Origin of the sequence: Paraglaciecola sp. 25GB23A, from assembly GCF_040012495.1 — a bacterium.
GTDB lineage: Bacteria > Pseudomonadota > Gammaproteobacteria > Enterobacterales > Alteromonadaceae > Paraglaciecola.
This window is the reverse complement of the sequence record NZ_JBDYKM010000001.1, coordinates 488,423-501,800: the sequence shown is the minus strand read 5'-3', so window position 1 is coordinate 501,800 and position 13,378 is coordinate 488,423. Positions and strand designations below refer to the sequence as shown.

Sequence of the window (13,378 nt, the reverse complement as noted above, 5' to 3'; positions counted from 1 at the left end):
ATTCTTTGCCTAACAGTTATACAACGCCATACCTAAGTATCACCTCGTAGATTTTTTAATCAGTTCAATTAGGCTTTAATAGCCCCATCGAAACGCGGCAACTATCAGGCAACGTTTTAAACTAAACCCTAACTAATTATGAATATATTGAGGAATTGACCATGTTGAAAATCGTTAAAACTTCTATCGCTTTAGCCGCCGCTTCTTTCATTGTTGCTGGACATGCTCAGGCCGATATCAACGAAGCACTACAAAATATCTGCACTATCGTTAAAGCTGACGATAAAGGCGAATTACGCAAAAAAATGAAAATGGTCCAGTCTGACTACCGTTTACAATTGCAAGATTATTACTCAGGTATCTCATGTGGCGGCGAAAGCTTAATCCGCACCGCGATGTTAAACAACGCTGTTGAAACCGGTACTTTAATGGTTAAAAAGATGCCTAAGGGCGACTTAAGCTCACCAGAGTCAGATGGCAAAACCATCTCTGCATGGGCCACTGAAAAAGGCTTAGATAGCTCGCCAATCGTGGCAGCTCTTAACGAAAGAATCTAACAGCAGCGGCGAGCTTCTAGCCGCGAGCAAAAGAATAAAGCGTTTTAGTCTTATCTTTAGCTCGCCACTCGCAGCTCGACGCTAATAGCTCGTCGCTGCTCCACCGTTCAACATGGTGGGTGGAGATTAATCTCTCCTCCTTAGAAAACGGCCTCTTTTGAGGCCGTTTTTTTATGCATTAATGAAGCGGCTGCATGTTTCGAGTTTCGAGTAAAAGATAGAAAAAATTTTTTACCCTTTTAGCTCGAAATTATTACCATTATCCAGGCGGCGTTGTGATACTCCACCATTACGCCCAAAGGCAATCTTCCGCCCGTATCACGATACTCAATCTTATCAGAAACCTTATTTAGTAAGACATCAGCCATGATAATTTGCCAGAAAATAAAACATCCATTTTAAATAACTGCAATATTATCGCTTTGCTAGCTATCATTGTTCATTCAAATTCGCAGATTCTGTTTAGTTTTGGAGTAAGTGGTTTGCGGTTTTTGGCTATCGCGGTGCCTTTATGTAAACCTTACCAGCGTTTAATCACCTCCTTCATTGACCAGCTATCAGCTTGGTTTTTATCGACCCACAGCACCACACTAGCGTGGTTGCTCATCACGTCATACGCTGAGATAAGGTCGCCGCGCGATAAATGGCAAACAACAACGCTAAAAACAACAAACGCGACTCAACCCAGCCTCGACTATGTTCATAACTTTGGCCAGTGAATGTGTCCATACCGCATAAAAACGAGCGCTTGACGTTGCGCGAAACACAGTGGTAATAAGAGGTTTCGATTAACGAGATTTGACTTTTACGCCTTGGTTGCATGATACACCATCCATGGTTTTTGCGTGTTCATTATGTCTAGTTATTAATGTAGTAAACCTAAGCACTGTGTTAAATCTTAAGTAATCTTCCCTTCAGCGCGCTGGCAAGTAGCGATACAGCGATCAATGCCCAAAAACCGAAAAATATAGTTGAATACTAACTTTGAACAGCATTAATGGCTGTGGGATTATCAACTTTGCCTATCATGTAATGTGGATTACGCCATAACGAAATGGCTGCAATAATTGCTACAATAACCAGTATTCCATGATAAATGGGTTGTGTCATAGGCGACTGATCGAGCTCAGGAAAAAGGGTAACAGCAAGGTACACGAAATAGTTACTTGCGGTGTGGAAAATTATCGCCAATAACGCACTGCCCCCAGAACGCACAAAAAACCAAGTATGCAGAAACGAAAATGCCACATTGTTAAGTAGATAGCCAAAGAAAAAGCCCAGAGTGATATCAAATCTGTCCGTGGCTACATATAACGGTAGGTGCCACACAAACCAAACAAGTCCAAGTAAGCTAGACGCGGCTATCACGCCATATCGTTCTAAAAAACGAGGTAAAAGGAAGCCACGCCAACCAATTTCTTCACCCACTGGACCATCAACAATGGCGAAGAAAAAGAAAATAATAAATAGCTTGGGCAGTGGCACACTTTCTGAATTTAGTTGCAATTCCACACCAGAAAAATAGGCAATGATGATTAATACAAGGTTACCTATCATTGGACCCAAAACGGCTAGTACAAATAACCATAGTGGAATGCGCCACATCTTTACTCTCATCCAAAGTTCGCTAGTACCTTTGCGTCCATAAATGACAGTTGCCGCAATAAATGCAGCTATGCTCGGGCCGTAACCCCTTAGTGCTCCCATAATGTCTGAAGAAGGATTAAATGGCAGCCAGCTATGATCATGCAGAAAAAACAAGCCCCAGTAAGCACACGACAACCCCAGAGCCAGTGCTAAAAATAACAAGATGGAGTGTTTATTAAGTTTGTTTTCCATATATTAATTACTTTTCATGCCTAATTGCTCAATATGTCGCAATGAGATCAACAAAGGTTTAAAAGTTAGTTTTTGTCATGGTTTTCTATGTTGACCATTCGGTTAGTGGATTAGGTAAATTATTGTATTTAAATAGTGGCGAAGGAATTAATTGATGCATGATCTTCCCCTATATTCTTAACTAAGTTCGGAGCCTTAGCTTGAATGTGCTTCTCTTGGCCTCATGTAATGTATTACAACAGGAGAATATTTGATGCAGCAACAAATCGTATTAAATGATGGCAGTAGCTTCCCTGCCCTTGGTTTTGGTACTTGTGCTATCGGCGCATGGCAACAAGATGATGACTACGTGGTTGACACCATTCTTAAAGCAATCAAAGCCGGTTATCGACATATTGATACAGCATCGTTGTATGGCAACGAGCGCAGTGTCGGTAAGGCGATTAAAGCATCGGGGATCCCGCGACAAGAATTTTTTGTGGTAAGCAAAGTGTGGGATAGCGAGCAAGGTTATGAAGAAACCCTCAAAGCCTTTGATGCCAGCCTTAAACGTTTAGACATGGATTATATCGACTTGTATTTAGTCCATTGGCCTAATCCCAATAAAACTCAGGCCACTTGGCAAGCAATGGAAAGTTTGCATGCACAAGGCAAAGTTCGGTATTTGGGTTTATCTAATTTTCGGCAGTCAGACATTGAGCAACTCATGTCTTTTGCTGAGGTTAAACCCATATATAATCAACTGGAATTGCACCCCTATTTGACCCAACAAGCCTTATGCGCTGTGTGTGATAAATATGAAATTTATGTGTCTTGTTGGTCACCACTCGGCTCTGGTACTTGGAGTGGAGTGCCCACCAATGAAAAACCCATCGCTGATCCTATCATTGTAAATATTGCTGAAAAATATGGCATCAGTGCCGGACAAGTTATTTTGAAATGGGATCTGCAACAAGGCCGCATCGCCATTCCTAAAGCAGAGAGCGATAAAAATATTAAAGCCAATCTCGAGTTAAATTCATTTGAACTCAGCGCTGACGAGATAACAACAATCAATCAACTTAATAGAAACCACAGGTACGGCGGCAATCCTGACACCGCATATAAAAGCAATATGAAGATGCGGGTGCCCGAATAAGGGGTATTGAACACCATAGACAGGCAATTTATTTGCCTGTCTATGGGCTTTTGTTTTAGACCAAATAACTTCTTTTACATAGTAGGCGTTTAAAATATCAGGGCAGAGCAATCTCGTTGTCTCACTCTCGAGCCCTGTTATTTGGCTAGCTAAAAATGAGTCAAGTTTGTTCTGCCCGTTAATTAATTCTCAGCTCAATTTACTCACTATTTTTGATAAGTGATTTTGCCACCAACGATGGTCATTAGGTTTTCTGATGTCAAAATATCTGCTTCTGGGATGCTAAACCAGTCGCGGTCAAAAATGGTAAAGTCAGCATATTTACCCACTTCCACAGAGCCGCGAATATCCTCTTGAAATGCACCGTAAGCAGGCCAAATGGTGAACATTTTAAGAGCGGTTTCGCGGTTTACCGCAAGTTCCGGATGCCAACCTTCGCCGGATGTTCCGTCAAGTCGTTTACGAGCAACAGCTGCGTAAAACTCAATCCGTGGATCACCGAGTTCTACTGGCGCATCTGACCCGCCTAGTATGATTAAACCGCGATCAACCAATTGCTGCCAAGGGTAAGCATAAGCGAGGCGCTCAGAACCAAGTCTATCTGGTGCAAAGTTAAGATCACCTATTCCGTGGCTGGGTTGCATAGATGGTAGAATACCTAAACTAACAAGGCGCGCTTGGTCTTGGGCGGGGATAATTTGTGCGTGTTCGAGCCTCCACCTTGGGTTAGCCACTGCCCATTCGGATTTTGGTACGTCATTAAACGCTTCTTCGTACCAATCCAACAGCGCACGAACCGCACGATCGCCAATCACGTGAGTTTCTATCTGAATACCTTTCCGTAATGCTTCACGTAAAATGGGGGCCAGTTCTTCTTTTGTGGTGCGATTCATAAACCCCTTATGATCAGCATCAGCATAATTTTCAAGCAGTGCGGCACCACGTGAACCAAGGGTTCCATCGATATACACCTTGATACCGCGCAAATCGAACATGTTATCAAGTGTTGATTCGCGGCCACGCTCCAGCATTGTCGACGCTTCTGCGACATTTGCCGCCGCATATATACGAGTCGACATATTTCCTTCTGCGTGGATCTCCTTCATGATCTCAACGTTAATGTAAGGCATTCCTGCGTCTTGCGTATTGGTCCAACCCAGCTTAGCGTTTTCATACATGCCCTGTACTAAACTATCTTTTTTGTATTCGCGTGTTTGTGGCGGAATAATAGCTCGGAAAATATCCATTGCCGTAGCAAGAATGTAGCCGCTTGGTGTGCCGTCTGCCTCACGTTCAAACTTGCCCCCAAGGGGATCTGGAGAATCTTTGTTTATGCCAGCAAGTTCAAGTGCTTTTGAATTAACTAAGGCAGAAACACCATCTGCGCGTGGCATAAATAGGGGTTTGTCAGAGGTGAAGGGATCGACGTCATGTTTACTCAGAAACCTTTTTTCGTCGCTCCACTCCCGCTCAATCCAGCCACGCCCTTGAACCCATTCATTGGCTGGCACTTTTGCTGCAAACGCTTCAATGGCATCAACGGTTTCTTTAAGTGTAGCAAGGCCAAATAGACTGAGTGTTTTTGGACGCTGTCCGACACCTTCCACATGTTGGTGGCTATCGGTAAAACCGGCGTACACATATTTTCCGGCCATATCCATTATTTTTGCATCGCCGCACATATATTTAACGGCATCGGCATTTGAACCCACAAATACAATTTTATCTGCAAGCATTGCGACTGCTTCAGCAGTCCACTGTGCGTCATTTGCCGTATAAATTTTTGTGTTGTGAAGCACCATATCTGCAGCAAGACATTCTGCCGACAAGCCTGCTGGCGTCCTCTCACTCTGGCTACATGACATCAAGGCCAGACAAAACCCCAGCGCACCTAATATTCTTAAATTATTTCTAACCAACAATTTGTCCTCCTACAGATCCATTTTTAAATAACAATAATTGGCTGATATCTCATTTTTTATTCATGCCTATTTTGATTTAGACTAATAGGATATAAAAAACATGCAAGCAGAAATAAACAGTAAAAATATTGACACTGCGTTTCTTGAAAATGACCTGTTTCACAAGGGATTCACGCAGAAACTGCCGAGCCACTTGTCTGCTCGAAGACTGCGTTAACGTTATTCTGCCATCGATTAATTATTAGTTATTTACTGCAGGACCTGCCGAACCCCGGATAAAGAGTAATAAACAGGTAAATTATGACAGGTAGCATGCCATTCAGACTCGCATAATTATGTTGGCAATGCAGGCCCTTAAATTTCGAGTGAATAGCGAAGGCTGTTTTGGTGATTTGTTCGTTAATTCGGTGTAGACAAAAAAATGGCAAAAAAAAAGCCTGATAAAAATCAGGCTTAAAAATGGAAACACACATAGAACACACATAAAAACTATATATTCAGAGCGAAATAAACAGCATAAGTTCAATTGTCTGTTAATTATTTTTCATTAAGTTTATTCTAGTGACAGATAGTACATTTTAAGTTCAATAACTGTGCATAGTGGCTAGAAAATAACTGATGGTAAAAGCAAAGTAGAAAAGCCCTAAATACCCCATTTAACCGAGAATCCAGAACAAAAATCAGTCTAATCAGCAGGTAAAACCAAGCCTTATTTATTAACCAGCACCCGACATAAAAACTATCCATAATCTTCATAACAGACTGTTTTAATAAGATTTAATTTTATTATCGTGGATGAATCTGTAATTCGCTATACTCTACTCGTCGCGGGCTTCAAAGCATCAAAAGCTCATTTAATCTAATAAGAGACGGGGAATGGCAAAGGGTAAACGAGGTGTTTTCGCTTGGATATGGTTTGTCGTATGGCGTTGTTTACTATTACTGATCCTGTTCTTACTGTTGCTACGATTTATGCCGCTATCGACTACGGCATTTATGCTACAAAGCCCGTATCCCGTTACTCAGCAATGGATAAACATTGATAAGCTGCCGTCGCACGTGCCAATGGCAATGGTTGCCTCGGAAGATCAACTCTTTCCAGAGCACTTCGGTGTTGATTTAAATGCCATTAGTAAAGCCCTCAATCAATACGATGATGGTGACGCCCTTCGTGGTGCCAGCACTATCACGCAACAAACTGCAAAAAACCTCTTACTATGGCCGGGGCGAAGTTTTGTTCGCAAAGGTCTCGAAGCGGGTTTAGCAGTAAGTCTTGAAATAATTTGGGGCAAAAAACGTATTTTAGAAGTGTATTTAAACGTCGCTGAATTCGGTAAAGGGATTTACGGAGTAGAAGCAGCTAGCCAACATTATTTTCATAAATCTGCTAGCGTGCTAACGACTAACGAAGCCGCCCAGCTGGCAGTGCTACTGCCAAGCCCGCGTAAACGAGATCCTCGCAATCTAAGCCCTTATCTGCGCCAAAGAGTGCTGTGGGTTGAACGCCAAATGCAGCAACTTGGTGTCGGCTACCTAAAACCTATCCTTGATCATTAAAGCATTTGCGGCATTTGCGTGGGCAGAGCCCTTGAAACTTTATGCAAGTGACAAGCTCTGATTTGAAACCACAACGAGCAAGGAAGATTAGCAACAGGGCTTACACCCCCATCTCGATTGCTTTTTTAGGCGTAAAACTGCTGCCAATTGAAGCGACAATGACCAAGCCGATGGCAGCCCACTGTAACAAGGTCAGTTGCTCACTTAAAATGATAAAACCAGCCAATGCGGCAATCGCCGGCTCTAAACTCATCAGCACGCTAAAGGCTTGGGTAGGCATATTTCTTAGGGCGACCATTTCCAAGGAGTAAGGCAAGGCACTGGATAATACCCCCACCAATAAACCAAGGGGTAAGACTTCCCAGCTAATTAACGCTAAGCCTTGGCTCACTGCGCCAATTGGCACAAGTACAATGGCTGCCACTGTCATGCCTAGCGCTACAGTAATGCCACCTGACGCTTGTTTGCCTGTGCGAGTCCCAAACAATATATAACCAGCCCAACACGCACCAGCTCCTAATGCCATTAATGCGCCAGTAAGATCAAGCCCTTGTGCGCTCGCTAAATCAGGTAGCAACAGAGAAATTCCCGCTAATGCCAACGCAACCCAAAGGAGATCGCTTTTTCGCTTAGAGCCAAATAAAGCCACGGCCAAAGGACCGGTAAACTCAAGGGCCACAGCAATACCTAAAGGAATGCGTTCAATAGCTAAGTAAAACAGAATATTCATCCCGCCTAAACACAGGCCGTAAATAATAATACTCTGCCAATCGCGCCCCTGAGGTAGTGCTCGCCATGGACGAAACACTAACCAAAGTACGGCCGCGGCAAAACCTAAACGCAGTGCAGTAGTGCCTTCTGGCCCAACCAAAGGAAAAAGTTGTTTTGCCAAAGACGCACCAGATTGAATTGTCACCATAGCGAGTAAAACACTGCCAATAGCAATCAGCAGTACGCGATTGATTTGCATCTAGAATACGTCCAAAAAAATGAATAAGCTAAGCGCCAGCATTCTACCTGAGTCAAGTCAAACCCGGCAGAAATTATTACTGTCAGGCACAGAAGTCATCACATTGAGGAAACGGAGTATAGACAAAATAAAATGTCATTTGCCACACTTAGCAGGACATCCACACATAACTGAACTAACAATTGAGTTGTTCTGAAAGGCGTTAATATGGATGTCCTGTTAATTTGAGGAAATTACAGTGTGGATCTTCGCTATTTTTCAACCGCTCTGACCCCCCAGGTCTTCAACGGCTCTGACCCCCCAGGTCTTAACTTTGCTTGATTTATTTAAAAGAACCCGGCCACTCAGCCGCGATATAGGTAAACACAATCCAAGCAGCTACGTTTTGGCGCATATGTTCGGGATTAACCTTATCAAAGGTATCGTCTGGGGTGTGATGTAAGTCAAAATAGTCGGTGCCATCTTGCATCAGGTTTAGTGCGGGCACGCCCAATGCCGCCAAGGGCATCATATCTGGACCGCCGCTGGTATCACCGCTGCGACGAGTAACACCCAGTTCACCCATTAGTGCAGCCATGGTATCCACCACATGCAGCGCGTTTGGCGATACATTATCTGAAGATTGCAGACCATAAACAGGGCCAGCACCAAAATCAGATTCAGAGCCAATAACATGCTTAGCAATAGTGCCATCTGCTTCTCGTGCTTTGGCATAAGCGCGGGCACCAATTAATCCCAGCTCTTCTGCGCCCCACAGGATAACTCTTATGGTGCGGCGCGGAGCTTGTTTAGTATTGTTTTTAATCAGTGTCGCAGTTGCCATAGCAATAGCAACGCCAGCGCCATCATCCACTGCGCCTGTGCCTAAGTCCCAGCTGTCCAAATGGCCGCCAATCACAACCACTTCATCAGGAAATTCACGGCCAGTTATTTCGCCGATGACATTTTTGGTGACAATCGGGCCCAGATCTTTGGTTTGAATATTCAGGCGAATTTTAGGGCTGTGACCGTATTCAATTAAACGCACTAACTGATCGGCATCAGGGTTAGATAGCGCGACAGCGGGTACCATTGTATAACCCATCGCCACGTTGGTTGCACCAGTATGAGGGTTGCGGTGATCGTCTGTCCCAATAGAACGGATGAGCAAGGCTTCCGCTCCTTTTTGGGCTGCGAGCTCATGGCCTTTTGAGCGGGCGATATTAGCAGGACCATATCCAGCACCGTCTTGAAAGCGTTCCATTCGATTACTGATAAAGGCAATTTTTCCTTTTAAACTGCCATCAGCGGCTTTTTCGAGATCAGCGTAGCTGGCAAAATGCACTATTGATGCTTCTAAGCCACCTTCAGGTGTTGATTTTGAACGGCCTAGGGCAGTGATCGTCATTTTTTGATAGGAAGGGATAAGGATTTCAGCCGTTTCGACGCCGCGAACCCAACCATTCATCTCAACGTCTTCGGTATAAACTTTATCGAATCCTAGGGCTTTTAATTTTTTTATTCCCCATTCAATACCCGCTTTTTCACCAGGTGTACCAGGGTGGCGCGCACCGACTTCAGTAGTGAGCGATTTTAATATTTCGTAAGCACTATCGTCTTTCATGGCCTTATCACGCAAGCTAACAGCCATATCTTTGGTTTCTGTAGACACGGGGATGATGCTGTTACTAGCAAATGTTGGTACGGCAAGTATCAAGGCAGCAACAGCCGTCATTTTAATCAGGTTCATGGAGTTTCCTTTAATTGTTTTTTTTATGATGCCACGTTATTCAGTTACAGTCAGCCGCTCACTTATTTAGTTTTCACCTAGCCGGCTTAAACAGTGTTGTGGTGAAGTCTCACAGATTTCCCCAATCTCGCTGAGACTCAAATTGGCTGGTTAATTTTATTGCGTACTTAAGTTGATTTTAAAAAGTGACTTGCCCCCTGCTTTAATATTTTGTAAAACATCTAAACCACTTTGAGCACGATGTTACTGTACTATTAACACCTTCCCCCTCTCAATCACCCAATATTCGAAGCATTATGAGCCAAGCATTCATATTACGCGATTATCAAACTCACGCTGTTGAGGCGGCGGTAAAGCACTTTCGTCATGGTGATGACCCTGCGGTAATTGTATTGCCTACCGGTGCAGGTAAAAGCTTAGTGATTGCTGAGTTAAGTCGACTGGCCAAAGGTCACGTCATCTGCCTTGCCCATGTAAAAGAATTGGTTGAGCAAAATCATGCAAAATTTCTGGCTACGGGTTCAGCTGCAGGTATTTTTTCAGCAGGGCTGGGCCAAAAAAACGCTTCGGCCAAAACCGTCTTTGCCAGTGTTCAATCACTGTCAGCAAACCTCGACGCTTTTCAAAGCCCTGCCAGCCTGATTATTATTGATGAATGTCATCGAGTGGGCATGGACGAAACTGGTCAATACCATAAAACCATAACGCATTTTCGCAGGCTGAATCCTAGCGTAAAGGTGCTTGGCTTAACCGCTACCCCCTATCGCTTAGGCAGCGGCTGGATTTATCAGCATCATTACCATGGTTACACGCGCCCCTGCACCGACGTTTTTTTTAAAAAATGTATTTTCGAACTGCCACTCCAACACATGGTAAAAAACGGTTATTTAACGCCGCCCATTCATTATGATGCCGCCATTGCCCATTACGACTTTAGTTTGTTGACACAAAGTTTAGACGGTGAACAAGACACCGATGATATCGCCTTAAATGAACTCATCCACAAATATCCACGCGTGACCAAGGCGGTGACCGAGCAAATTTTACAGCTTAGCCAAAACCGTCAAGGCGTAATGATTTTTGCTGCGACCATTGATCACGCACAAGAAATCTGCGGTTATTTACCTGCAGAGCAAACGGCCTTAATTACCGGCACCACAAAACTAAAACAACGTGACGCATTAATAGCCGCGTTTAAAGCCAAAAAGATTAAGTACCTTGTAAATGTGTCTGTATTAACCACAGGCTTTGATGCGCCCCACGTGGATGTCATTGCTATTTTGCGCCCCACTCAATCCGTCAGTTTATTCCAACAAATTGTAGGTCGTGGTTTGCGCCTGAGTCCGGGCAAAAAGGACTGCTTAGTATTGGATTACACCAATAATGGTTACAATATTTTTCAGCCAGAAATTGGCGAAAAAAAGCCCACACAAGATTCAGTAGCGGTGCAAATTCATTGCCCTCAATGCGGTTTTGCCAACGCATTTTGGGGCCGAAAAGACCCTGAAGGGAATATTCTTGAGCATTTTGGCCGTCGTTGCCATGGCTTGATTGAAGGCCCAGATGGCCCTGAAAGCACAGATGGCACCAAATACGAGATGCAATGCACTTACCGTTTTCGCTTCAAACACTGCCCGCATTGCAACCAAGAAAACGATATCGCCGCCAGACAATGCCAGCATTGCTCAGAGAAACTCATTGATCCCGATGATATATTGAGAAGAGCGTTAAATTTAAAACATAATAAAGTATTGCGCTGCGCCGCCATAACGCCAGAAATTATCTGGGCGGACAAGTGCTTAAAAGTCACCTACCACGACGAAGACGGCCTCACTTTATCAGAAACCTTCCGCTTTAATTTTAAAAATTCGCGACAAGTCTTTAACCAACTATTTGCCCGAAGGTTAGCTAACGGAAGTCAGTCGCTTCAGTTCAACTCACTTGAAGAGCTGGAGAAGTTTTTACCTTACCTGCCAACGCCTGACTTTGTGATAGCCAAAAAGCAAAAACATCACTGGCAAGTGACCGAGCGTTTATTTGATTACGAGGGGCCTTATCGAAAAGCGAATGAGCTTAGTTAAGAATTCCATGAACAAAAAGCAGCAGTGTGCTGCAGAATCAAGCAGATAAAAGCAGAAATTAAATGCTAGCTAATGAATAATTACCGCGGCCTGCGCCCAACATGTAGGAGCTGCTCCGTAACGGATGTTATTAGCTGCGAAAAAACAACAACTAAAACTAAAGACCACAGCTATTCACCACCGAGTTTTTAACTGTTAAAAAACCAAGATATTGAACCACAGACAACTCCGTTGTGGGAGCACACAGAACACGGAGGAAAAGATCTAAAAAAGTAGGCTAGAAAATAGCAAAAATTAAATGCTAGATAATGAATAAATACCGCGGCCTGCGCCCAACACGTAGGAGCTGCTCCGCAACGGAGTTGTTAGCTGCGAAAAAACAATAGTCAAAGCAAAAGACAACCTTATTTCAATCAAATAAAATATTTACAAGCAATTGTTTTAATTACGTTTAATCAATTTTTTTAAACGTGGATGGCACTTTATTAATATTAACTTTTAAAAAAGTACTTCAAAGAACCTGTACCGCAGGTTTATAAATTACCGAGAATTATAGCGCTGCGATATGCGACAAGGTTTCAGGATGGGATTGTACTAACTTCAACAGCGTTACTGCTTGTCCATTAGGAACACTACGCCCTTGCTCCCAGTTTTCTAATGTTCGCACCGAAGTGTGCAGGTAATTAGCAAATACCCCACGAGACATATTAAACTTTTCACGAATGGATAAGATTTCATTGGGTGAAATTACCAATTCATCAGCCATTACCATTTCGTGCGTTTTTAAAGTTAACTTACCTTCGCTATGCTCTTTTGCCTCACGCAGAGAGGCTGTTAGTTCTGCAAATAAATCACGTTTGCTCATGTTTCCACACCTCCAAAAAGTCTTTTAATTGTTTCTTTTGAGCACTGCTTAAATCTGACATTTCATTTTTGGCATAGATAGTGAGCAAGTAGAAACGATGATATTGATCAAAGTAATAATAAATTACTCGAGCACCACCATGTTTGCCTTTACCTTTTGCCGCTACTCGAACTTTTCGTAAACCGCCAGTATCTTGGATCACATCGCCTTTGTCAGGCTCTGCTAACAATTCACATTGCAAGAGTTGAAAACCCTCATCTGACAAATACTCAGCACGAAACTTTTCAAAAATACTTGATTCGATAAATACTGATTTCATCGGCAAAGTATACGCAATATACGTATAGACAACAAATTATCTTTCTCTTACTTACCAGTAAAAAGATATTAAACCACAGACAACTCCGTTGTGGGGGCACAAAGAACACGGAGGAAAAGATCTAAAAATCCAGTTATAAGCATTACCAGCCCTTGTTTATTCACCAACACCCGACATTTCAATCGAAAAAAATTTACAAATTATTGTTTTAATTACGTTTAACAAAGAATTTCATTATCGTGGGTGGCTCTTTGAATTCGTAGTAAATAAAATTCACCGTTATCGGTGATTTAAATAGTTAATGGAAACAAACCCAATTTATTAACCGATACTGGTGATTATTTATGTTCTTTAGCGATTGGCTGTTCATAAAACTCCAATCTATTTTATTCAGCCTTCCT

At 43.0% G+C, this 13,378-nt stretch carries 10 protein-coding genes and 1 pseudogene; 4 read left to right on the top strand and 7 right to left on the bottom strand.

The features are described 5' to 3' along the window. The first annotated feature begins 161 nt into the window (after window positions 1–161). Window positions 162–557 (top strand): DUF3718 domain-containing protein, encoded by a 396-nt coding sequence (locus ABKW31_RS02125; protein WP_348614551.1) that lies wholly within the window; start codon window positions 162–164, stop codon window positions 555–557. 523 nt (window positions 558–1,080) lie between these two features. On the opposite strand, the pseudogene ABKW31_RS02120 reads toward ABKW31_RS02125, so the two are convergent. Both ABKW31_RS02120 and ABKW31_RS02115 read right to left on the bottom strand, forming a co-directional pair. Further along, window positions 1,081–1,379 (bottom strand): annotated as a pseudogene (locus ABKW31_RS02120) (transposase); the annotation flags it as partial. 156 nt (window positions 1,380–1,535) lie between these two features. Continuing rightward, window positions 1,536–2,396 carry a type II CAAX endopeptidase family protein gene (locus ABKW31_RS02115; RefSeq protein WP_348614550.1) on the bottom strand — a complete coding sequence of 287 codons (861 nt, stop codon included), beginning with the start codon at window positions 2,394–2,396 and terminating at the stop codon, window positions 1,536–1,538. A gap of 253 nt (window positions 2,397–2,649) precedes the next feature. On the opposite strand from ABKW31_RS02115, the gene ABKW31_RS02110 reads away from it, so the two are divergent. After that, window positions 2,650–3,534 (top strand): aldo/keto reductase, encoded by an 885-nt coding sequence (locus tag ABKW31_RS02110; RefSeq protein ID WP_348614549.1) that lies wholly within the window; start codon window positions 2,650–2,652, stop codon window positions 3,532–3,534. A gap of 206 nt (window positions 3,535–3,740) precedes the next feature. Here ABKW31_RS02110 and ABKW31_RS02105 read toward each other — a convergent pair whose 3' ends face one another. Continuing rightward, complete coding sequence (locus ABKW31_RS02105) at window positions 3,741–5,456, bottom strand: amidohydrolase (RefSeq protein WP_348614548.1); 1,716 nt, start codon at window positions 5,454–5,456, stop codon at window positions 3,741–3,743. An 876-nt stretch (window positions 5,457–6,332) separates the two neighbouring features. Between ABKW31_RS02105 and mtgA the strand changes: the two genes are divergently transcribed. Continuing rightward, on the top strand, window positions 6,333–7,013 hold the full coding sequence (gene mtgA / locus ABKW31_RS02100) for a monofunctional biosynthetic peptidoglycan transglycosylase (protein ID WP_348614547.1): 681 nt from the start codon (window positions 6,333–6,335) through the stop codon (window positions 7,011–7,013). Between the two features lie 100 nt (window positions 7,014–7,113). On the opposite strand, the gene ABKW31_RS02095 is transcribed toward mtgA, so the two are convergent. Continuing rightward, window positions 7,114–7,983, bottom strand: coding sequence for a DMT family transporter (locus ABKW31_RS02095; protein ID WP_348614545.1), 870 nt, complete (start codon window positions 7,981–7,983; stop codon window positions 7,114–7,116). A 322-nt stretch (window positions 7,984–8,305) separates the two neighbouring features. Continuing rightward, a complete protein-coding gene (locus tag ABKW31_RS02090) occupies window positions 8,306–9,712 on the bottom strand; it encodes a M20/M25/M40 family metallo-hydrolase (RefSeq protein WP_348614544.1) in 1,407 nt (468 codons plus the stop codon). Window positions 9,713–10,008: 296 nt separating this feature from the next. On the opposite strand from ABKW31_RS02090, the gene ABKW31_RS02085 reads away from it, so the two are divergent. Beyond that, entirely contained in the window at window positions 10,009–11,793 is a 1,785-nt protein-coding gene (locus tag ABKW31_RS02085) for a DEAD/DEAH box helicase (RefSeq protein WP_348614543.1), read from the top strand. A 550-nt stretch (window positions 11,794–12,343) separates the two neighbouring features. On the opposite strand, the gene ABKW31_RS02080 is transcribed toward ABKW31_RS02085, so the two are convergent. Continuing rightward, window positions 12,344–12,658, bottom strand: coding sequence for a type II toxin-antitoxin system MqsA family antitoxin (locus ABKW31_RS02080; protein ID WP_348614542.1), 315 nt, complete (start codon window positions 12,656–12,658; stop codon window positions 12,344–12,346). Continuing rightward, entirely contained in the window at window positions 12,645–12,977 is a 333-nt protein-coding gene (locus ABKW31_RS02075) for a type II toxin-antitoxin system RelE/ParE family toxin (RefSeq protein WP_348614541.1), read from the bottom strand. The genes ABKW31_RS02080 and ABKW31_RS02075 overlap by 14 nt, the downstream gene beginning before the upstream one ends. Window positions 12,978–13,378 lie beyond the last annotated feature (401 nt).